Raw genomic sequence first — 21,038 nt, 5'->3', positions numbered from 1 at the left:
ATCAATAACCTATTGTCTTAGGAGTCGATAATGCCGGGGGTCTCCACTTTGCTCGATTGCCTTCCCGCCGACTGGCGGTCCGGCCTGTTTCTGGGCCGCGTGGAAACGGCAGAAGGCCCGACGCCCCTGCTGGTCGAGGGTGGTATCGCCTATGACATGAGCCGCGCCGCCCCCACGGTATCGCAGTTGATCGACATATTGCCGACCGAAGGGCTTTCCGGCTTCGGCGCGGCAAAGGGCGTGTCGCTGGGCGCGCTCGGCGCGCTGGACCTGCCGCTGCTGAGCCCCGTCGACCTGCAATGCATCAAGGCGTGCGGCGTGACCTTTGCCCTGTCCGCGATCGAGCGCGTGATCGAGGAACGGGCGCGTGGCGACGCAGGCGCGGCGGCCGACATCCGGTCGCGGCTGGAGGGCCGGGTCGGCGGGTCTATCCGCGCGGTCAAGCCGGGCTCTACCGAAGCGGCGGCGCTCAAGCAGGCGCTGATAGAAGACGGGCTCTGGTCGCAATATCTGGAGGTCGCGATCGGTCCCGACGCCGAGGTATTCACCAAGGCGCCCGTGCTCTCCACGATTGGTGCGGGGGAAGAGATCGGGATCCGGTCCGATTCCACCTGGAACAATCCGGAGCCGGAGATCGTGCTGATCGTCGGCGCGAATGGGCAGGCCGTCGGCGCCACGCTGGGCAACGATGTCAATCTGCGCGATTTCGAGGGGCGTTCTGCCCTGCTGCTCGGCAAGGCGAAGGACAATAACGCCTCTTGCTCCATGGGGCCGCTGATCCGGCTGTTCGACGGCGGTTTCACCATCGACGATGTGCGCGACGCAGTGGTGGAACTCACCATCGATGGCCCGGAGGGCTACAGGCTGGAAGGCACCAGCAGCATGAACCAGATCAGCCGTGATCCGCTGGAGCTGGTGCGCCAGACGCTGTCGGAACATCAATATCCTGACGGTTTCGCGCTGTTCCTGGGCACGCTGTTCGCGCCGGTGCAGGATCGGGATGAGCCGGGGCACGGCTTTACCCACAAGGTGGGCGACAGCGTCGCCATTTCCACTCCCCGGCTGGGCAGGCTGGTGAACAGGGTCGTGACATCGAAGGAGGCGGCGCCCTGGAGCTTCGGCCTTGCGGCGCTGATGGCCAATCTTTCCAAGAGGGGCCTCCTCGCATGAGCGGCGCAGTCTATCCCAGCCTGAAGGGCAAGCGCGTCTTCATCAGCGGCGGCGGCAGCGGAATCGGCGAAGGCCTGGTCGAGGCCTTTGCCGCGCAGGGCGCCCGCGTGGCGTTTTGCGATATTGCGCAAGAGGAAAGCCGGGCGCTCGTCGAACGGCTGAAGGATGCGGATTTCGCGCCGGCCTTCCATCCCTGCGACCTCAGGGACATCGAAGCCGTGCAGGCGATGATGGCCGCGGTCGAGGAGCAGCTTGGCGGCATCGACATATTGATCAATAATGCGGCCAATGACGACCGTCACAGCATAGAGGAAGTGACGCCCGCCTATTGGGAGGAGCGGATGGCGGTGAACCTGCGCCACCTCTTCTTCGCAGCGCAGGCCGTGGTGCCCGCGATGAAGCGCGCTGGCAGCGGCGTGATACTGAACTTCGGGTCGATAAGCTGGCATCTCGCCCTGCCCGACCTGGTGCTGTACCAGACAGCCAAGGCGGCGATCGAAGGCCTGACGCGCAGCCTGGCACGCGATCTGGGACGCGACAATATCCGCGTCAACACCATCATTCCCGGCAATGTGAAGACGCCGCGCCAGATGAAATGGTACACACCCGAAGGCGAGGCGGAGATCGTCGCCGCGCAATGCCTGGATGGACGGATCCTGCCCGCTGACGTGGCGGCGCTGACCATGTTCCTGGCGTCCGAAGATGCCCGCATGTGTACCGGGCATGATTATTTCATCGACGCGGGCTGGCGCTGAAGCCATGGGCAGCGTTCCGGAAAGCGTGCTGGCCATCGGCGCAACGCTGGGCGAAGGCCCCGTCTGGGTGGCGCGGGAAGCGGCCCTCTGGTTCGTCGACATCAAGGAGAAGCGCATCTATCGCTTCGATCCCGGTCTGGGCGTGGCGCGCAGTTGGGATGCGCCCGCGCAGGTCGGCTGGATATTGCCGACGCAGGACGGCCTCTTCGCGGCCGGGCTCCAGTCCGGTGTGCATCGTTTCGATCCGGACGACGGCAGCTTCGCCCTGCTCCATGCGCCGGAGGCCGACCGGCCCGGAAACCGACTGAACGATGCCACCGTCGATCCGGCCGGCGGCCTGTGGTTCGGGTCGATGGACGATGGGGAAGAGGCCGATGAGGGGCGCTTCTACCGCCTGTACCAGGGGCGGCTGACCGAAAGTGGACTGCGCCCCGTTTCCATTACCAACGGCCCTGCCGTCTCGCCCGACGGCACTCTGCTCTATCACACCGATACGCTCGGCAAGCGAATCTGGCGGACGCGGATCGCCACCGACGGCACGCTGCATGATACGGCTGCGTTCGTGGATATAGAGGAGGGCGCCGGCTATCCGGACGGCCCGACCATCGATGCGGAAGGCTGCCTTTGGACGGGGCTGTTCGCCGGCTGGGCCGCGCGGCGCTATGATCCGGCCGGAAAGCTGATGTCGGAGGTCCGCTTTCCCGTCGCCAACGTCACGAAGATCGCCTTTGGCGGGCCTGACCTGTCGGTCGCCTACGCCACCACTGCGCGGAAGGGCTTGACGAACGACCAGCTTGTCGCGCAGCCCAGTGCGGGTGATCTTTTCGCTTTCGATCCCGGCGTACGCGGCCACACATCCCATATCGCAACCATTTAGAATATAAATCGGAGGAGGAGCAGGAATGTCGGAAGGGAGTGCCGAGAAGGTCAATATGGCTTTCATCGCCGCCATCGTCGCCGTCGCGACCATCGGCGGTTTCATGTTCGGTTATGACAGCGGCGTCATCAACGGCACGCAGAAGGGGCTGGAAAGCGCCTTCGACCTTGGCAAGCTGGGGATCGGCGTCAATGTCGGCGCCATTTTGGTGGGCTCCTCCGTCGGCGCATTTCTGGCCGGGCGCATGGCCGACCTGATCGGGCGGCGCGGCGTGATGATGCTGGCGGCCGTGCTTTTCCTGTTCAGCGCATTATTGGCGGGTGCGGCGGGATCGTCCGCCATCTTCATCATCGCGCGCATCATCGGCGGCCTTGGCGTGGGCGCGGCGAGCGTGATCTCCCCGGTCTACATTTCCGAAGTCACGCCCGCTGCGGTGCGCGGCCGGCTGTCCAGCGTGCAGCAGGTGATGATCATCTCCGGCCTGACCGGCGCGTTCGTCGCCAATTTCGTTCTGGCGCGCTATGCTGGCGGATCGACGGCGCAGCTGTGGCTGGACTTTCCGGCCTGGCGCTGGATGTTCTGGCTCCAGGCCATTCCGGCCGCGATCTACTTCCTGGCGCTGCTGGTCATCCCGGAAAGCCCCCGCTATCTGGTGGCGCGCGGTCAGGAAGAGCGCGCCCATGCCGTGCTCACGCGCCTGTTCGGTGCGGAGGCCGCATCGCGCAAGGTGGTGGAAATCCGCGACAGCCTGGCCGCCGACCATCACCGGCCCAAGCTCAGCGACCTGGTCGACAAGGCCAGCGGCAAGATCCGCCCCATCGTCTGGACCGGCATAGGCCTGGCCGTTTTCCAGCAGCTCGTCGGCATCAACGTCGTCTTCTATTATGGGGCGACGCTGTGGGAAGCCGTGGGCTTTTCCGAAGATTATGCGCTGCAGACCAACATCCTGTCGGGCGTGCTGTCGATCGGCGCCTGCCTTGCCACCATCGCGCTGGTCGACAGGATCGGGCGCAAGCCGTTGCTGCTGATCGGATCGGCGGGGATGGCGGTGACGCTGGCCACTGTCGCCTATGCCTTTTCCACGGCGGTCACTGCGCCAGGCGGGGCGGTGACGCTGCCCGGCAATAACGGCGTGATCGCACTGGTTGCCGCCAATCTCTACGTGATCTTCTTCAACATGAGCTGGGGTCCGATCATGTGGGTCATGCTGGGCGAGATGTTCCCCAACCAGATCCGGGGATCGGGCCTTGCCGTATCCGGCTTTGCCCAGTGGATCGCCAATGCGCTGATCTCCGTCAGCTTTCCGGCGCTGGCGGTGTCGCCCGGCCTTGCGATCACCTATACCGGCTATGCCTTCTTCGCAGCCATCTCCTTCTTCTTCGTTCGCGCCCTGGTGCATGAAACAAAGGGTCGCGAGCTTGAGGACATGGTCGGCTGACCGGCCTGATCACCTTGAAGGCGGGCGCGGCGGAAGCCGTGCTCGCCCCCGCCGTCGGTGGATCGCTGGCAGCGGTACGCTTCGCGGGTGCGGACATTTTGCGGCCCGCTGCCACGAACAATGTCGATCCATTGCAGATGGCCAACTTTCCGTTGGTGCCCTACACCAACCGCATCGCCCATGGCCGGTTTCGTTTCGGCGGTGGCGACGTGCGGCTGCCGCTCAATTTCGGGGATCATCCGCACAGCATCCACGGCCTGGGCTGGACCAGCGCATGGCATGTCGAGGCGCTTACGCAAAACAGCGCACATCTGACGCACCATCATGGCGGTCAGGACGGCTGGCCCTGGGCCTATGAGGCGCAGCAGCATTTCACCCTGTCGGACAATGCGATCGAGATGCGGCTGATGCTGCGCAACATCAGCGATGCGCCCATGCCAGCGGGCCTTGGCTTTCACCCCTATTTCCAGGCAGATGAAGGCACATCGCTTCAATTCCAGGCGGACCTGCTGTGGCTTGCCACGGCGGACATGCTGCCCGTGCAGGAGGTTGCGGCAGATGCGCTGGGCGACTGGTCCGCCAGCGCGCCGGTGCGGGGAGACAGGTTGATCGACAATGTCTATGGCGGTTGGAACGGAAGCGCCGCCATCCAGCGGGGAGACGGGACGCGAATCCTGCTGAGCGCGGTGGGCGCTGGCTGGTTCCATGTCTATCGGCCGCCTCTCTCAGGCCATTTCTGCCTTGAGCCGGTCACCCACATGCCCGATGCCGTCAACCGCCCCGGCGGCATGGAAAGCATCGAACCAGGCGCGGAAAAGACGCTTTCCCTGCGCATCGCCGTCTCTCAGGCCGACGAGGTGCTTCCGCAGCGCGACAAAATCGCCTAAGCTGCGCGCTCAGCAGCTATAGGAGCGTTGATGCAATTTCTGCGGACTGCCTTCTGGGTCGTCATCGCCGTCGCCCTCGCGCTATTCTGCGTCGCCAATTACACGCGCGTGGAAGTGAACCTCTGGGGCGACCTGGTCATGGAAACCAAGCTGCCGGTCCTGCTGATCGGCGCCTATTTGCTGGGAGCGCTGCCCTTCTGGATCATGGCGCGTGCGACGCGGTGGCGGATGAAGCGCAAGCTGGAAAACACGGAGCGCGCTCTCGTCGCGGCAACCACTGCGCCCTCTCACCCCCTTTCATCGTCCCTCGCCGTTGCGGACGACACGTCCGCCTCTCCTACCCTCTCCAGCACAGGACCAGCATGACCAGCCCGATCTATGTCGCCATCGATACGCCCGACCTGCGCAAGGCCCAGGAACTTGCGCAGCAGGTGCGCCATCATGTCGGCGGGCTGAAGCTGGGCCTCGAATTTTTCTGCGCCCATGGCCATCATGGCGTTCATGAGATGATGAAGTTCGGCCTACCGATCTTTCTTGACCTGAAGCTGCACGATATTCCGAACACCGTCGCCAAGGCGGTGCAGGCGCTGCATGTGCTGGAACCCGCGATCCTGACCGTCCACGCCGCGGGCGGACGCGCCATGCTGGAAAATGCGAAGGCGGCGGCCGGGGTGAATACGAAAGTGGTTGCAGTGACCGTGCTGACCAGCCTGGATGATGGCGATCTGCTGGATATCGGCATTGGCGGCAGGGCAGAGGATCAGGTGGCGCGACTGGCTGACCTGGCGCGCAGCGCGGGGCTGGATGGTATCGTCTGTTCCGGCGAGGAGGTTGCGCTGGCGAAGAAGGCCTGGCCCGATGGGTTCTTCGTCGTGCCGGGCGTACGGCCGGCGGGCGGCGCCATGGGCGACCAGAAGCGCGCAGTGACGCCGCGCGAGGCGCTGGACCGAGGCGCTTCGATCCTGGTGGTCGGGCGGCCCATCAGCCTGGCGGACAATCCCGACATCGCCGCGCGCGAGATAGAGGCGACGCTTTAAGAGCAAGGCGCGATTGACAGGAAACCCTCCCCGCGCAAGGCGTGGGGAGGGTTTTTCATGCCTGCTTCCGATTGCCGGTTCCAGGCTCTCGAAAAAAGGCGGCTTGAAGGGGCTGAGCCCCTCCCGCCCTTCCCAGTCAGAACCGCCAACCCAGGCTGGCGACGACCTGGTGCCTGTCGGTATCGATGCCGAATTCATCGGTCGTCGTACCATTCGCAAAGTCGATATGCGCATCCTCATATTTGGAATAGCGATATTCAAGCTTGGCAAAGCTGTTGGCGCTGAGGGCGCGTTCCACGCCCGCGCCAATGCGCCAGCCGTCCAGTTTGAAATTGGTGTCGGTCTCCACATTGGTGTTGCCGGCCAGCACGTCCAGCTTCGTATTGGTGTAGCCGCCCTTCACATAAACCAGCGTGTTGGGGCTGGCGAGAATACCCGCGCGCGCGCCGATATAGAGGTCGCGGCCCTGCTTGACGCGGCCGAAGCCGAACTGGTCGGTCGGGTCGGTGCGGCTGCTCTTGGCGGTGGAGTCGGTAAATTCACCCTCGACGCCAACCACGGCGCTGCCAAGGTTCACGTCATAGCCGGCACCCACGCCGTAGAGCAGGCCGTCGATCGACTGGTCGTCGCGACTATTGTCATTGTCGACGCTGCTGCCGGCACCCGTATGATCATAGCCCAGAATGGCCTCGACGCGCGGCCCGGTGAAAGTGGGATTGGCGTCCTGCGCCATGGCGGGGTTCGCGACCGCTGCGCCGGTGAGGAGGGTTGCGACCAGGATCTTACGCATATTCAATACTCCACCTTATCTTCTCAATTCCCTGTCAGTCGGGAAGACGATGAAGTCGCGAGCGTCCCGTCAGGTTTCATGAACCCAGGATAAACAATTGAATTTGTGTCATTTATGCCACAGAAACAATGTGGTCTGTCGCGTGATCGAGCCAATGGAGCGATGAGTCGATCAGCATGTGACGGCGTTGCTCCACGCTCATCGCCCTCACCGGATCGACGCGGCAATCGGCCGCGCTCAATAATCCTTCGAAATGCGCACATTGGCGCTTTCGCGGCCCAGGGTGGAGATGGCGGCAAGCAGCGACAGCCAACGAGTGACCTGATATTCGATGCGGGTGGCGGAATAGCCCTGACCGTCGGTAATCAGCTCCACATAGGTCTTGCGGGTCAGATATTTGCCCGCCGCGATCGATGTTCCCTGACCCTGCGTCGGGTCGGCAGGAATGATGCGGAGCCGGTCGAGCCCCGCCGCCTTGCGCACCGCATTGATCGGATCCAGGCCACCTTGTCCCTGGAGCGAACCCACCGCCGACGCGAGTTGCAGCGCTTCGGGCGCGGACAGGCTGGTGATCGATGTGCCGAACAGGATCCGGGACAGCAGCTCGTCCTGCGGCAGCGCGGGCACGCTGGTGAAGCTGATCACGGGTTTGAGGCCCGTGCCGCCGACATGGATGGTGGCGGTCAGGTCGCTGACATTCGCCTCTGCATCGATGTCGAGCGTCGGATTGACCGGGGTGCGGCCATCGAACTGGATCTTTCCTTCCCTGAGGTCGAAGCGGCGGCCGGCAAAATCATAGGTACCCCGGACAAGGTCGGCCGTACCAGCGATGGCCGGGCTGGTGACGGTGCCGCCAATGTCCAGGTCGGCACGCCACTCGCTCTCCAGGCCGAGGCCTGTGACGGTCAGGCGGTTGCGGGCGCGCGCCTTGATGGCGAGGTTCCAGGGAATGCTGGTGCGCGGTCGCTCCAGCTCATCGCCGCGACGATTGGTTTCGATCACGCGCAGTTCCGGAATTTGCGCGACGGCGGCCGCCCGCCCCATGGTGAAGCGGCTGCGGTTGAGGATCAGGTCGCCGCCGATGGTGCCGCCCTTGCCCGTGGAAATGATCGTGATGGGGCCTGTCACGGTAGCGGCAATGTCGTCCCGTTCCAGCAGCGCGGCATTTTCCGCCTGGAGGCGCAGGTCCATCCCGACGCCCGCAATGCCCTTGAAGGTGAAGCTGCCCGTACCCGTAACCGTCCCGCCATTTTGCGCGGCGGCGCTGAAACTTGTCATGACGAGCTGCGCGCCGGAGAAGCGGCCTCGGGCCTTGACGTCGTGCAGCCGCATGCCGGTGACGGGGCTGTTGATCGCCGCGGCGTCGGTTGCCAGCGATCCGGCGATTACGGGATTGCCCAGCGTGCCGCGCGCGTCGGCGGTCATGCTGACCGGGCCGGAAATGTCGACAATCTCCACCCCCGTGAGGCGCCAGAGCGTGTCGGCAGTGCCATTATAGCGAAGCTGCGCGAAGAGGGGCGCGCGATTGAGGCGCTCGACCAAAGAGCCTTCCGAGCCGAGCGGCGTCAGCAGCACCTGCGCGCGGCCGATCGTCTGGCCGTTCGCCACGAAGACCATGCGCGTGGCAAGCCGGTCGTGCGTCAAAATCGCGTTGACGCCCGCATCGACCGGACGGGAACTGAGCGACAGGCCAGATCGGGAAAGACCACGCACGCGCAGTTCGGCCTTGCCCGTCGGCATGTCGCCCCGCCTGTGCACATAGCTGAGCGAGCCCGTCGCCGTGCCGCCCAGGCCCAGATCGTCATAGGCGATATCGAGCAGCGACAGCGGCAGTTTCTGCAACCGCGCCTCTATGCTGGTCGTCCCGCCGCTGAGTTCACCGCCAAGCTGGAGCGAACCGCCCGCGAAGCTGATGGAGGCGGGGTCGAGCCGCCAGCCGTCCTGCGTGCGGCTGACGAGGGCCGGACGATTGAGCTTGATGGGCCGTTCGTCGATGGTGCCGCCGGCCTGGATCTGGATACGGTCGGGCGTGACCTGCGCCTCGCCGCTGAGGTTGAAGAGGCGGCCGCGCTGGCCGGAAAGGCTGGCCGTCACCTTGCCGCTGCCGTCGACCAGATCGGCATTGGCGGCAAGGCGCCCGATCTGGACGGCGCCGATGCGCAGGCCCCTCGCCTGCGTCGTCGCGTTGATCGTCGTACCCGAAGGGTCAAGCAGGATTGTCGCGTCCAGCTTGCCCCGGCGTACGGCAATGCTGGTCGGCCCATCGAAACTGGCGTCGGTCGCGGTCAGGGCTAGCTTCAATTGCTGGACGTCATTTACCGGGGCGAAGGCGATCGAACCGGTCACCGGACCACCGACGTTCAGCACGCCATCGAGCCCGCCTGTCACCGGGCGCAGGTCGCCACTGGCGCTGACGCCCGATGTGTTGACCCGCGCGATGCGGACGATCGCCTGGCCGCCCGGCGGCAGCAGGATCGCGCCATTGCCGGTGAAGGGACCGAGCGTCGATCCGCCCTCCGCCGTGAAGCCGTAACCCGCCGCATCGGGGACCAGATGGGCGTGCATGTCCGTGACGCCGAGCGCCTTCAGCGGGCTTTGCAGGACGACATCAACCGTCGGGCGATCGATCTTGCCGTCCAGGATCAGGCGCAGCGGGCCATAGCTTCTGTGCTGACCGCTGCCTTCGAAATGGAACGTGCCGTCACGACGACGATAGCCCTTGGCCGCCAGCTTCAACAGCGGCGCGTCAAGGCGGAGATTGGTGAACTGAAGCTGGCCGTCCGGACCCAGCGACAGGCCGCTGCGCAGCACGGGCAGGCCGCCCCCCAGCGACCGCAGGAAGCTGTTGTCCAGCCGCCGCATCCGCGCCATCGCGTCGCCGCTCAAAGAGAAGGCGCCTTTGGCGCCGGGGATAGCGCGCAGCTTCGAGGTCAGGTCGACAATGCCCAGGCCGCGAATGGCAAGGCCGCTGACCTGACCGTCCAGGCCAATGTCGTACCGACCGGATTTCAGGTCGGCGAGGAAGAGCAGCTTGCCCCGTAGCTTGTCGGACCGCACCGTCATCGGATTGCTGACGATCTGCTGGTTCCTGAGTTGCAGCACGCCGTTGAGATCGAAATTCCGGATGATGCCTTCCACCAGCGGCCCTTGACCGTCGAGCCGGCGGGCACGCAGATGGAGCGGGATCAGCGCGACGCCGCCTTTGGCCTTGCGACCCTTCCCCTCGGCACGGACGTCGTTGATCACGGTCTTGCCGAAGGCGAGTTGTCTGGCGGTGAGCAGATATTCATAGCCGAAGCCGGATAACGGACCATCCAGCCGGACGCGCGCCGCAACGTCCCGTCCCCCCATCGACCTGAGCAAGGCCTGGGGACGAGCCAGCTTCACGTCGACCAGCAGGTTGTCGAGCGCATTGTTGCGCAGGTCGATGGCGCCGTCCGCGCTGAGATGGATGGCGGCGGAACGGAGCAAGATCTTGCCGTCGATGACACGGTCGGCCATCGACCCGCTTGCCTGGATGGCAAGGCGCGGCGCGGAAAGACGCTGGACGAGGCCCTGCCCTGCCATGGCCGACCCTTCGAGGGTACCGGTGGCCGCATAGGCGCCGCTGCGAGCCGTCAACTGCAGGTCGATCGCCGGATCGCCGTCCAACGTACCGGCCAGCCGGCCATCCCAACGGGTCCAGCTTCCCTGCCCCAGGATGCGAAGATTGGCGTCCTGCCTCAAGCCCGCCATGATCGCCAGCACGCCGCCCCTGGGAGCATTCACCGTGACGTCCAGGTCGAACTTGTCGTCGTCAGGACGGCTGTCGAGCGCGAGGTTGAGCGCATCCTCCCCGTTCAGCACCCGGGCGGCAAGGTCGATAATGGCGCGCCCGCCGCGAATATCGGCATCGCCTGAGAGCGTCGCCTGCTGTAGCTTGCCGGTGACGCCCCGCTCCAGGGTGAGGCGACCGACCGAAAATTGCATCAGGCGAATGTCGAAACCGGGCAGGATCGGCCCTTCCCGTTCGCTGGGATTGAGCTTCGGCAGCTTGTGCAGCGTAGCCTGCGGAATGAAGAGGCGGTCGATGTCGAGCCGGTTGGAAAGCCACGCAAAGGGCCACCAGTCCAACTCCACGCGCGGCGCGTCAAGGAACGCCCCCTTGGGATCCGACAGGGTGACGCCCAGAAGAACGGCCTTTCGGTAAATGCTGCCGTCGATCCGGTCGACATGTATACGCAAGCCCGAAGGCGGACTGATCCTGGCGATGCGGGAAATGAGGAAGCGATGCCCGGGCGCGGTGTCGAGCCAGGCAAGCGCACCCGCGACGATCAGCAGCAGCGCGGCGAGCACGCCAGCGACCCAGCGCTGCCAACGGCCATCCCAGGCGCGGCGGCGACGCGGCGGCTGCGTTTCGGGCGCTTCGTCGGCCATCAGAAGGCCTGTCCCAGCGAAACATAGACCGCGATCTTCGGGTCGCCAGACTGCGGGTTGAGCGGCGTGCCCAGGTCGATGCGGATCGGACCGAAACTGCTGTAATAGCGCAGGCCCATGCCTGCGCCGATGCGCAGGTCCCGAAAGCGCGGCAGGAAACTGGCCGAGATGTTGCCGGCATCGACAAAGGGCACGACGCCGAAATTGCCGAAGCGTATGCGCGATTCCAGCGAAAATTCCGCCAGGCTCTTTCCGCCCACCGGATCGTCATTGGGACCGTAGCGGGGACCAATGGCCTGATAGCCATAACCGCGCACCGACGCACCGCCACCTGCGTAGAAGCGCCGAGAGGGCGCGATCCGGTCAACCGTCGACCCCAGGATCGTGCCGAAGCGGGCGCGGGCAGCAAGTACGATGCGGTCGCTCATCGGCTGATAGACGCTGCCGTCGAGTTGCACGCGGGCATAGCCGAAAGTCCTGTTCTGGAAAGACAGTTCGGGGCTGAGGCGGCCGCCGAGGCGGAAACCCTTGCTGGGGTTCAGCAGATCATCGCTGCCGTCATAGGTAAGGCTCAACGGAATGGCGCTGATCAGGAACGTGCGACGGTTGCCGTTGCTGAACGCGTCGGCTTCATCCGATGCGATCAGTTCGCCGCCAATGCGCCAGACCCATTTCTTCTGGAATAATATGTTGGTCTGCCGCTCCAGCACGCCGGACAGGGTGATGGTGCGCGCATCATAGGCATCGCGCTTGATATTGCTGACGGACAGCAGGCCCGTCAGCACATTGTCGCGTCGGCGGAAATTGTTGCGGCGATAGGTGAAGGACGCTGTCTGCTCCTGCGTGCCGAGCACGCCGCGCACCGTCACCGACCCCTCGGGCGGGAAGAAATTGCGATTGGTCCAGCTCAGTTCGGCACGATAGCCCTCGCCCGTGCCATAACCCAGTTCGCCGGCGACGGTCCGCAGCGGCGCCGGCCGGGCATCGATCGCCAGGTCGACATGCTCCCCGTCTCCGGCATCCCTGGGAGTCATGGTCAGGGATGAAACCAGGCCGGTCGCGATCAACGCCTGCCGCAGATCCTCGACATCGGAGGCCATATAGGTGTCGCCGGGATGGAAACGAGCTATGCGCTGGACGTGACGGGCGCTGAACAGCGCGTCATTGGCCATGACGATCCTGCCGAAGGTGCGATATGCGCCCGGATTGACGACGATATCCAGGTCGCCCTTGCGCTCCTCATGATCGATACGGACTTCCGGCTCCTCCACCTTCCCGAAGGGAAAACCGTTTTCGACCAGTGCGACCGCCAGGGATTGCTGGCCGGCAAGGATGGCGTCGGCATCGACCGGGTCACCGACCTTGGGCGGGAAGGCAGCGCGCAATTTCGCCTCCCGCTCGCCCGTGGTTTCCAGGCCCGTCAGGTTGACGGCCGAAAGCAGGTAGCGCGCGCCCGGCACGATGCGGAACGTGACCGCCAGCCTGTCGCTGCCCGCCGGCGGAGCAGCGGCCGCTCCCCGGACGCGCGCGGCGTAATGGCCCTTGGCGCGAAGCAGGCGATCCAGAAGGTCGCTGTCTTCCTTTATGCGGCGGTTGATCTGGGCAAGGTTGGCGGGCTTCCCCTCCCCCTGGCGCAACGCCGACAATTCGTTGAAGTGGGTCGTGAACTGGTCGTCGGCAATGTCCTCAACGCCGGTCAGTGCAACCGTATAGCGGCGCTCCTCCCCCGTGTCCGCAAAAGTGGCCGCTTTCTCCTCCGGCTTCTCGGCGGTTTCGGGGGCAGTCGCCTGCTGCGGCGCGTCGGCGGACTGCGGCGGCAGTTCGACCATCGGCGTCACGATGTCGGGTTGCCCCATGTCAGGCCAGGCGACGCCGATGTCGGGCATGGGCGCCAGACCGGGATCGAGGTCGGGTTGATCGGGAACGGGTTGGGCGCCAGCCTGCGGCTTCTCCTGCGCATGCGCGACGGGCAGGAGAAGGAGCAGCGGCACGAGCAGAGCAGCTTGCGGCAGGCCTGAAATGCGGCGACAGGTCCGCAAACCGATGTTCATATCGCTGATCTAGACCAGTTATCGGGCGGATGGCCAGCCCCCAACAACATGGCGAGGCAGGCCGTGCGCGATTGTGCCTGGAGCGAGGAAAGCAGACCTTCAACCTCCGTTCGTTCCGAGCCGGTCGAAAGCATCTGCCGACCCCAGGGTCAGACATGGGAATGGTTCAGCAGGACCGCCCGTCAGAAAGCGGCGTTGAGGCGATCCATCAGTGCGCGGGCCGGATTGGGCTCCGCCTGCGCGCGCGGATACACCATGCGATCCTGCAGGCGGGCGACCCGTTCGTAAAGGTCCTGGCTTGCCTCTATCAAAGCGCGAGCGGCGAAGGGAAAGCTGCCGGCGACCGCCGGATCCGTGATCGCGGCATGGCCGAGGCGATATTTCTCGTCTCGCATCTCCGCATCGCTGACCTCCCCGCGCTGCCACGCGCGCTGGCTCAGCAACCAGGCGATGATGTGCATGAGGCGGGTCGTGACCTTGAGCGATTCGCAGGCGAAGGCGACGCGGCGAACAGGATCGTCAACCTCCGGTTCGTCTCCATCGCGAAAGTCGAAATAGGCGCGCGCTTCGTCAGCCATGACCATGGCTTCCACGTACAGACCATCGACCAGACGGCGATGCAGGGCCTGGTCAAGAGAAGCGGCGAGTTTCATGGCGGATATGTGGCATAGAGCAGGCGACTTGTCAGTCCCGATCCGCCGCCGTTAACCGCGAATTGTCTCATTCGGGATCAATGGGACAGGCATTAACTACAATTTCCTGCCGCTCAGGCTATGATATCGGGAACGAGTTGATCTTCCAGCAACGCCATTTCGTCGCGCAGGCGCAATTTGCGCTTCTTCAGGCGCGCAACCTGCATCTGATCGCCCGAACCGGACTCCACAAGGGCACTGATCGCGCCGTCCAGATCGCGATGTTCGATTCGCAGCAATTCCAGCCGACGCATGATGTCTTCGCGGCTCACCATACACCTACTTTCGCACCCATTGCCGTCCCATCGCCTCCTGATAGCCCGGCAGACCCGCACGAACCATCGCAAATTTCAACGCGGCCTGCCGCAAAGCACGAATCGACCGAAGACAAGGCCAGCGAATCATGATCTACTCGTTCATCCATTGCCCTCGTAAGGAGAATGTCATGGAAAATAGCCACATTTCAGCTCTTTCGGCCAAGCATGCCGGGCTTGAGGCGCGAATCAAGGCGGAGACGAGTCGTCCCATGCCTGATGCGATCCTTGTCGCCTCGCTCAAGAAGCAGAAGCTGCGGCTGAAGGAGGAAATGGAGGCGCAACACTGACAGCGGTGACGCCTGCGTGAAAGGCATGGATCGGCGGTCGTTTTGCCGCTGGTCCTGCCCTTTCCAAAGCGGTGAACCGAACAGCTCCGGGGCTGATGAGCCTGCGGAGCTTTTTCTTTGCACGACGGGAAACGGGTGATCCCAGGTAGCTGAGCATTGGCGCTCGTCCGCCGGCTTATTCAGGCCGGATTGGGGGACGCGTTTTCAGAAAGCGCCTGAAAAAGATCAGCGCACGAACCGCCGCTGGCGCAGATAATCAGGCACGGTCAACTGACCGGGCGAAGCGGACGTGGGACGCCGCGCAAGTTGAGGATCGATCGCCACATCGAACGCAATGCCGACCCGGTCTTCCCGCGACCAGACCACCGAACCCGTGACCTGTCCGATGCCGCGCAGATCGAAGCGGACATTCAGGCCGTTGGGTATGACGCGTTCGCAATCAGCCATAAGGCCCGTCGCGGAAAGGTTACGGACACGGGCGCGGCCGAGCGGAGCGCCGTCCGCCGAACTCAGGTTGGTAAGCAGGAAAAGACTGTCGCGCGGGCCGGAACGCGCCGGGCCACGGGCATCACCATCCTGATTGCTATCCATCAATAACGCCCTGCAAGATCACTGGAATTTCCAGGCGACCCTGCCATGGCGGCATGGACAAAAGGTTAATCGTCGCGAGAGACTTTTTCCTGCCGCTCGTGCCGTTCCTGCGCCTCGACCGTCATGGTCGCGATCGGCCGGGCCTCCAGGCGGCCCAGCGAAATCGGTTCGCCGGTCACTTCGCAATATCCATATTCGCCCTCATCGATGCGACGGAGCGCGGCATCGATCTTGGAGATGAGCTTGCGCTGGCGGTCGCGTGTGCGCAGTTCGATCGACCAGTCGGTCTCGCTCGAAGCGCGGTCGTTGAGGTCGGGTTCGCGAAGGGGCTCATTCTGCAGGACCGCCAATGTCCCTTCCGCTTCGGCCAATATCTGCTTCTTCCAGTCCCACAGGCGCTGCCGAAAATATTCCAGCTGGAGCGGGTTCATGAACTCTTCGTCTGCGGAAGGACGATAGTCGGGCGGGAGTATTACAGCCGATTTCGGCGGATTTGGGCCGTCTTTATCGGAATTCAGGACCGATGCCATCTGGCTCTCCGACTCGCGGGACCCCCGGTGCTGAAAGTGCCGGGGTATCCGTGACTTGTGGTTGACGGCGCCTAATAGCCAGCGTCAAGGCCTGAGACAAGCGGGCAATCGTGGTACGGGCTGCCCGCCGCGCGCTTATCCACGAAAAATTGCGATTCCCGGGCATGGGCCAATGATAAAAGAAAATGGACGAGCCGCATCAACCATGCGGCGGGGCTTCGTCTCACTCTGGGACGTTAACCATATATGATCATAATTTATTAGTTTTTTCCTCGACTTGGCATCGATATTCAGAGTTAACGCCGTTGAAGTTAACGCTTTATTTTGCGTTGTTAGCAATAGGGAAGGCCCCGCTTCCGTTACTGCAGCGCAGTGGCAAGATTGCAGGGCCGAAAACAAACAAGAGTGGAACCTATGTCGGTACGGATGGCATTGGCTAAATTATGCGCTTGCGCCGCCGGGGGAGCGATCATCGGCGGTGGCGCGGTCCATGTCGCCGAAAGCGCGCGTCCGGCAGGGGTCCAGAGCACGAAGAGCGTCAAGGCAGCGCCGCGCAAGCATTATGCCGTGCGCAAGGTGCAGCGGGTGGTCAAAACGGTATCCTGCGCGCCGCAGACGGTGAATGTCACGACCCAGGCCGCCCCCATTCCCCTGCCCGCACCGGCAGTGGCAGCGGAAATGCCGGTCATGTCCGGCGGCGGTGGTGGAGCGCCGGTCGTGCTGGCGGGCGGCCCCGGCTTTGGCGGCGGCGGATTTTTCGGCGGCTTCTTCGGCGGCAGCGGCGGCAGTTCGGGCGGATCGGTGGTGATATCCTCCACCAGCAGCTCGACCGGCGGCATCACCAGTTCCACCAGCTCTACCACGGGCGGCGTGTCCACCTCGACCGGAGGCGTATCGACGTCCACGGGCGGGGTTTCGACCTCTTCGGGCAATGTGTCGACTTCCTCCGGCAATGTCTCGACCTCGTCGGGCAACGTCTCCACGTCCAGCGGCAATGTGACGAGCAGTTCGTCGACGTCGAGCTCCACGTCCAGCTCCTCCTCCACCAGTTCCTCGACCAGCAGTTCGACGTCATCGTCGACTTCCTCCTCATCCTCTTCCAGCTCGTCGGGCGGCGACCATCATCATCCGCCGCCGCCGACCGATGTGCCGGCACCGCCAATGGTGCTGCTGTTCGGGGCGGGCGCCGCCGCCCTGCTGGCGCGCAAGCGTTTCGCACGCGCCAAGGCAGGCGCCGAGGGTTAACCGCGGGGCGATCCGGCCGGCACTCCGGGGGGACGGCCGGCCGGATCGGGTTTCAGCTCGTCGCGATGATCCGCTCGATTTCCGGCACGGGGTGGTTCGACAGATCCTTGGCGATCTCGCCCACCAGCCGGCTCTGCACTTCCTTGTGATAATGTTTGCGCATCTCGCCCAGGGCAGTGGGCGGCGCGACGACGATCAGCTTTTCAAAATCATTGGCGAGCGCCCTTCGCTTGAGCAGTTCGGCCGCTTCCGCGGCAAAACGCGCTTCTTCCAGATCATGGAAATTGGTCTGCTCCACCGACCCGCGATGGCTGCCGACCGAATTGGGTCCCCGCCCCGTGCCGTCGGATGCCTGCTCGCGATCGGGCGGATTGTCCTGCTGCTTCACCTCCTCCGTTTCCAGATTTGGGAAGGCGGGACTGCCCTTGTTGCGAAAGAACAGCATCTTGCGCCCGTCCGCCACCAATACCATCGCATCATGGTCTATCTGCATCGTCCCTATCCTTTCTTCCTGACGCCCGATTTCAGGACCAACGGACGACGGTGTGCAGGGTTGCGCGGCTGGTCGCAGAACGGCATAGGGCTGACCCATGCACGACATTCGTTTCCTTCGCGAAAATCCCGCCGCTTTCGACGCTGGCCTGGCCCGGCGCGGACTCGAACCGCTGAGCGCCGAGTTGCTGGCGCTCGACGAACGGAGCCGCGCGATCAAGACGGCGCTGCAACAGGGGCAGGCGCGCCGCAATGAGGCGAGCAAGGCCATCGGCCAGGCCATGGCGCAGAAGGACATGGCGACGGCCGACGCGCTGAAAGCCGAAGTGGCAGCGCTCAAGGAGAGCCTGCCCGCGCTGGAGGCGGAGGACCGGGAAATCGGAGACGCTCTGACTGCGCGATTGGCAGCGATCCCCAACCTGCCTGCGGACGACGTGCCGTTGGGCGAGGACGAGACGCAGAATGTCGAAGTGGCGCGCTGGGGCGAGCCGAGGAGCTTCTCCTTCGCGCCACAGGATCATGCGGATTTCGGCCCAGCTTTGGGTCTGGATTTCGAAGGCGGCGCCGCCTTGTCCGGCGCGCGATTTACGGCACTGCGCGGGCAGATGGCGCGGCTACATCGGGCACTGGCGCAGTTCATGCTCGACTGCCAGTCGGGCGAAAATGGCTATGAAGAGGTCAATCCGCCCCTGCTGGTGAAGGATGAGGCACTGTTCGGTACGGGACAATTGCCGAAATTTGCGGAGGATCTGTTCAGGACCACCGATGGCCGCTGGCTGATCCCGACGGCGGAGGTTTCCCTCACCAATCTGGTGCGCGAACAGATCGTGCCGGTGGAGACCCTGCCACTGCGCCTGACGGCGCTGACACCCTGCTTCCGGTCGGAAGCGGGGTCGGCGGGACGCGATACGCGCGGCTTCATCCGCCAGCATCAGTTCGAAAAGGTCGAGCTGGTCGCGATCTGCAAGCCCGAGGAGTCGGAGGGCGAGCATGAGCGCATGTGCGCAGCGGCAGAGGGCGTGTTGCAGGCGCTGGGCCTGCCCTATCGAAAGGTGCTGCTCTGCACCGGCGACATGGGCTTTGGCGCGCGCAAGACCTGGGACCTGGAGGTATGGCTGCCCAGTCAGCAGACCTATAGGGAGATCAGCTCCGTCTCCAATTGCGGGGATTTCCAGGCGCGGCGGATGAATGCCCGCTACAAGCCGGAGGGCGAGAAACAGACCCGCTTCCTGCACACGTTGAACGGCTCGGGCCTGGCCGTCGGGCGCACGCTGGTCGCCGTGCTGGAAAATTATCAGCAGGAGGACGGCAGCGTGATCGTGCCGGAGGTGCTGGCGCCCTATATGGGCGGCGTGTCGCGGTTGCAGCCCCGGTAATTTTCCTGCGCCCAAAGGATTGGAATTCAGGCATATGCGCATCCTGCTCACCAATGATGACGGAGTCCATGCGCCGGGCCTGACGGTGCTGGAAGAGATCGCCCGGACGCTGTCCGACGACATCTGGATCGTCGCACCCAGTGAGGAGCAATCCGGCGCCGGCCACAGCCTGACGCTGACGCGGCCGTTGCGCATTCGCCAGCATGGGGAGAAGCATTTCAGCGTCACCGGCACGCCCACTGACGCGGTGATGATGGCGGTCGGCCATTTGATGAAGGATGCCAAGCCCGATCTGCTGCTGTCCGGCGTCAATCACGGCGCCAATCTGGCGGAGGACGTGACCTATTCGGGCACCGTCTCCGCTGCGATGGAGGGCGCGATTTCCGGAATCAAGTCGATCGCGCTCAGTCAGGTCCATGCGCGGGAGGGCTTGGGCGAAGCCGTGCCTTTCGCTGCAGCGCGGACCTGGGGCGAGCGGGTGTTGCGCCCGCTGATCGCCATGCCGGCCAGTCCCCGGCTGCTGTTCAATGTCAACTTCCCGGCGATCGACCCCGAAGCGGTGAACGGCATTCGCGTGACGCGGCAGGGCTTTCATGATGTGGACCGGACAAGGATCATCCGCGGCACCGACCCGCGCGGCTACGACTATTACTGGTTCGGCCTTGGAAAAAGCGACGCCGTGCCGGAAGGCAGCGATCTCGCCGCCATCGCCGAGGGCTATGTAACCGTGACGCCGCTGCATTATGATCTGACGCAGGACAGCGCCATGGCGGCGACGGCACAGGCCTTCGGGGCCTAGATTGGCGGACGCGCCGGCACGCAAGCTGTCGAGACGCCGATCGGTCAGGGCACTGGATCCCGCTCACACGGGATGACGTTCCATGTTTGCCGATGTTCGGGGTGGATCATGATCGAGGGAGAAACCGGGAGCGAGGGACGAACTGGCCGAATGAGCCATGCCGACCGGAGGCATGCCGACCGGAGCCGGGACCGATGAGGATCGGACCCGTCCGCCCCCCGTCAAGCACGGTGGGCTTTCTGCGGCGACGGTCTTCGCTGCCGATATGGGCCGATCTCACCTGGCGGGTGGCGCTGGTGTTCGGCCTGATCGGGCTGGTGTTGCTGATCCACTGGATCGGTCGCGACGGGCTGAAGGACAATCTGGACGACAAGATCAGCTTCGTTGACGTGCTTTACTTCACCACGGTCACCGTGACGACGGTCGGCTATGGCGACATCGTGCCGGTCAGCCCGGAAGCACGGCTGTTCGAAGCATTGCTGGTGACGCCGATCCGCCTGTTCGTCTGGCTCATCTTCCTCGGCACCGCCTATAATCTCTTTTTCCGCAACATACTCTACAGGTGGCGCATGGCTCGCATTCAGGCCGATCTGCACAATCATATCGTCGTCACCGGCTTTGGCACCAGCGGGGCCGAGGCCGTGCGCGAATTGCTGGCGCGCGGCGTCGACCCGCGCGAGATCGTGGTGGTCGATCCTGTCGAGAAGGCGCTGGCAGAGGCCGAGGCGCTGGGCTGCAACGTGCTGTGCGGCGATTCAACGAGGGACCGGACACTGAATGATGTCGCGATCCACCGGGCGCGTACGATGATCGTATCGGCCGGGCGTGACGACACCTCGATCCTCATCACCCTGACGGCGCGGCATCTAGCCCCTCGCCTGCCCATCAGCATCGTCGTCCGCAACGAGGATAATGAACTGCCCGCGCGGCAGGCCGGCGCGACCACCGTGATCAATCCCGTGAGTTTCGCCGGGCTGCTGCTGGCGGGCAGCACCAGCGGCCAGCACATCGCCGACTACATGTCGGACCTTGCCGCATCGGGCGGCCGGGTGAAGCTCAACGAACGCGCCGTGCTGCCGGAGGAGATCGGGCGACCACTTTCCGCCATCGCCACAGGATTGGGCGTGCGGATCTATCGCGATGATCGCGCCATCGGCTTCTGGGAGGAAGCCGCGGCGAAGCTTCAAACCGGCGACCTGATCATGGAAATCGTGCAGGGCGATGCTGCGGGAAAAGCCCGTTCCCTGCCCTGACGTCCTGCCCCCGTGACATTGGCCGCAAAAATCCC

The 21,038-nt window shown here is 64.3% G+C and carries 20 protein-coding genes; 12 read left to right on the top strand and 8 right to left on the bottom strand.

Annotated features, from left to right (window positions below):
- Nucleotides 1-30: 30 nt before the first annotated feature.
- Genes MRBLMC3_RS01125 through pyrF form a run of 7 tightly spaced genes read left to right on the top strand, consistent with a single transcriptional unit; the run spans nt 31 to nt 6,164 of the window.
- A complete protein-coding gene (locus MRBLMC3_RS01125) occupies nt 31-1,170 on the top strand; it encodes a fumarylacetoacetate hydrolase family protein (RefSeq protein WP_363735237.1) in 1,140 nt (379 codons plus the stop codon).
- A complete protein-coding gene (locus MRBLMC3_RS01120) occupies nt 1,167-1,925 on the top strand; it encodes an SDR family NAD(P)-dependent oxidoreductase (RefSeq protein ID WP_363825254.1) in 759 nt (252 codons plus the stop codon). The genes MRBLMC3_RS01125 and MRBLMC3_RS01120 overlap by 4 nt, the downstream gene beginning before the upstream one ends.
- 4 nt (nt 1,926-1,929) lie before the next feature.
- Nucleotides 1,930-2,802 (top strand): SMP-30/gluconolactonase/LRE family protein, encoded by an 873-nt coding sequence (locus MRBLMC3_RS01115; RefSeq protein ID WP_363825252.1) that lies wholly within the window; start codon nt 1,930-1,932, stop codon nt 2,800-2,802.
- Between the two features lie 25 nt (nt 2,803-2,827).
- Nucleotides 2,828-4,240 (top strand): sugar porter family MFS transporter, encoded by a 1,413-nt coding sequence (locus MRBLMC3_RS01110; RefSeq protein WP_363825249.1) that lies wholly within the window; start codon nt 2,828-2,830, stop codon nt 4,238-4,240.
- A 14-nt stretch (nt 4,241-4,254) separates the two neighbouring features.
- On the top strand, nt 4,255-5,127 hold the full coding sequence (locus MRBLMC3_RS01105) for an aldose 1-epimerase (RefSeq protein ID WP_363825248.1): 873 nt from the start codon (nt 4,255-4,257) through the stop codon (nt 5,125-5,127).
- Between the two features lie 30 nt (nt 5,128-5,157).
- Nucleotides 5,158-5,493, top strand: coding sequence for a lipopolysaccharide assembly protein LapA domain-containing protein (locus MRBLMC3_RS01100; RefSeq protein ID WP_133651726.1), 336 nt, complete (start codon nt 5,158-5,160; stop codon nt 5,491-5,493).
- Complete coding sequence (pyrF, locus tag MRBLMC3_RS01095) at nt 5,490-6,164, top strand: orotidine-5'-phosphate decarboxylase (protein ID WP_363735244.1); 675 nt, start codon at nt 5,490-5,492, stop codon at nt 6,162-6,164. The genes MRBLMC3_RS01100 and pyrF overlap by 4 nt, the downstream gene beginning before the upstream one ends.
- Nucleotides 6,165-6,300: 136 nt before the next feature.
- Here pyrF and MRBLMC3_RS01090 read toward each other — a convergent pair whose 3' ends face one another.
- The 5 genes from MRBLMC3_RS01090 to MRBLMC3_RS01070 form a co-directional block, all read right to left on the bottom strand.
- The gene (locus MRBLMC3_RS01090; RefSeq protein ID WP_363825245.1) at nt 6,301-6,954 is read right to left on the bottom strand and encodes an outer membrane protein; all 654 of its coding nucleotides are present in this window, start codon (nt 6,952-6,954) and stop codon (nt 6,301-6,303) included.
- A gap of 237 nt (nt 6,955-7,191) precedes the next feature.
- The gene (locus MRBLMC3_RS01085) at nt 7,192-11,370 is read right to left on the bottom strand and encodes a translocation/assembly module TamB domain-containing protein (RefSeq protein WP_363825243.1); all 4,179 of its coding nucleotides are present in this window, start codon (nt 11,368-11,370) and stop codon (nt 7,192-7,194) included.
- On the bottom strand, nt 11,370-13,421 hold the full coding sequence (locus tag MRBLMC3_RS01080; protein ID WP_363825240.1) for an autotransporter assembly complex protein TamA: 2,052 nt from the start codon (nt 13,419-13,421) through the stop codon (nt 11,370-11,372). The genes MRBLMC3_RS01085 and MRBLMC3_RS01080 overlap by 1 nt, the downstream gene beginning before the upstream one ends.
- 182 nt (nt 13,422-13,603) lie before the next feature.
- A complete protein-coding gene (locus MRBLMC3_RS01075) occupies nt 13,604-14,074 on the bottom strand; it encodes a DUF1465 family protein (RefSeq protein ID WP_133651721.1) in 471 nt (156 codons plus the stop codon).
- A 113-nt stretch (nt 14,075-14,187) separates the two neighbouring features.
- Nucleotides 14,188-14,367 (bottom strand): YdcH family protein, encoded by a 180-nt coding sequence (locus MRBLMC3_RS01070; RefSeq protein WP_133651978.1) that lies wholly within the window; start codon nt 14,365-14,367, stop codon nt 14,188-14,190.
- Nucleotides 14,368-14,558: 191 nt separating this feature from the next.
- Between MRBLMC3_RS01070 and MRBLMC3_RS01065 the strand changes: the two genes are divergently transcribed.
- Nucleotides 14,559-14,717 carry a YdcH family protein gene (locus MRBLMC3_RS01065; protein ID WP_007684009.1) on the top strand — a complete coding sequence of 53 codons (159 nt, stop codon included), beginning with the start codon at nt 14,559-14,561 and terminating at the stop codon, nt 14,715-14,717.
- Nucleotides 14,718-14,942: 225 nt separating this feature from the next.
- Here MRBLMC3_RS01065 and MRBLMC3_RS01060 read toward each other — a convergent pair whose 3' ends face one another.
- Nucleotides 14,943-15,308 carry a PilZ domain-containing protein gene (locus MRBLMC3_RS01060; RefSeq protein ID WP_363825237.1) on the bottom strand — a complete coding sequence of 122 codons (366 nt, stop codon included), beginning with the start codon at nt 15,306-15,308 and terminating at the stop codon, nt 14,943-14,945.
- A gap of 65 nt (nt 15,309-15,373) precedes the next feature.
- Nucleotides 15,374-15,838, bottom strand: a complete 465-nt coding sequence (dksA, locus tag MRBLMC3_RS01055; RefSeq protein ID WP_133651719.1) for an RNA polymerase-binding protein DksA — start codon at nt 15,836-15,838, stop codon at nt 15,374-15,376.
- Nucleotides 15,839-16,252: 414 nt separating this feature from the next.
- On the opposite strand from dksA, the gene MRBLMC3_RS01050 reads away from it, so the two are divergent.
- Nucleotides 16,253-17,083, top strand: coding sequence for a PEP-CTERM sorting domain-containing protein (locus MRBLMC3_RS01050; RefSeq protein WP_363735251.1), 831 nt, complete (start codon nt 16,253-16,255; stop codon nt 17,081-17,083).
- Nucleotides 17,084-17,135: 52 nt separating this feature from the next.
- Here the strand turns inward: MRBLMC3_RS01050 and MRBLMC3_RS01045 are convergent, their stop codons facing one another.
- Nucleotides 17,136-17,576 (bottom strand): host attachment family protein, encoded by a 441-nt coding sequence (locus MRBLMC3_RS01045; RefSeq protein WP_363735252.1) that lies wholly within the window; start codon nt 17,574-17,576, stop codon nt 17,136-17,138.
- A gap of 97 nt (nt 17,577-17,673) precedes the next feature.
- On the opposite strand from MRBLMC3_RS01045, the gene serS reads away from it, so the two are divergent.
- The 3 genes from serS to MRBLMC3_RS01030 all read left to right on the top strand — a co-directional run bounded on the left by serS (nt 17,674) and on the right by MRBLMC3_RS01030 (nt 21,003).
- Nucleotides 17,674-18,951: a serine--tRNA ligase gene (gene serS / locus MRBLMC3_RS01040; protein ID WP_363825234.1), complete on the top strand. Its 1,278-nt coding sequence runs from the start codon at nt 17,674-17,676 to the stop codon at nt 18,949-18,951.
- Nucleotides 18,952-18,985: 34 nt separating this feature from the next.
- Nucleotides 18,986-19,750, top strand: a complete 765-nt coding sequence (surE, locus tag MRBLMC3_RS01035) for a 5'/3'-nucleotidase SurE (protein WP_363825231.1) — start codon at nt 18,986-18,988, stop codon at nt 19,748-19,750.
- Between the two features lie 194 nt (nt 19,751-19,944).
- The gene (locus tag MRBLMC3_RS01030) at nt 19,945-21,003 is read left to right on the top strand and encodes a potassium channel family protein (protein WP_363825228.1); all 1,059 of its coding nucleotides are present in this window, start codon (nt 19,945-19,947) and stop codon (nt 21,001-21,003) included.
- Nucleotides 21,004-21,038 lie beyond the last annotated feature (35 nt).

Origin of the sequence: Sphingobium sp. LMC3-1-1.1 (assembly GCF_040676285.1) — a bacterium.
In the GTDB taxonomy this organism is placed as follows: Bacteria; Pseudomonadota; Alphaproteobacteria; order Sphingomonadales; family Sphingomonadaceae; genus Sphingobium.
Note: the sequence above shows the minus strand (reverse complement) of the source record. Positions and strands in the feature narration are given on the sequence as shown.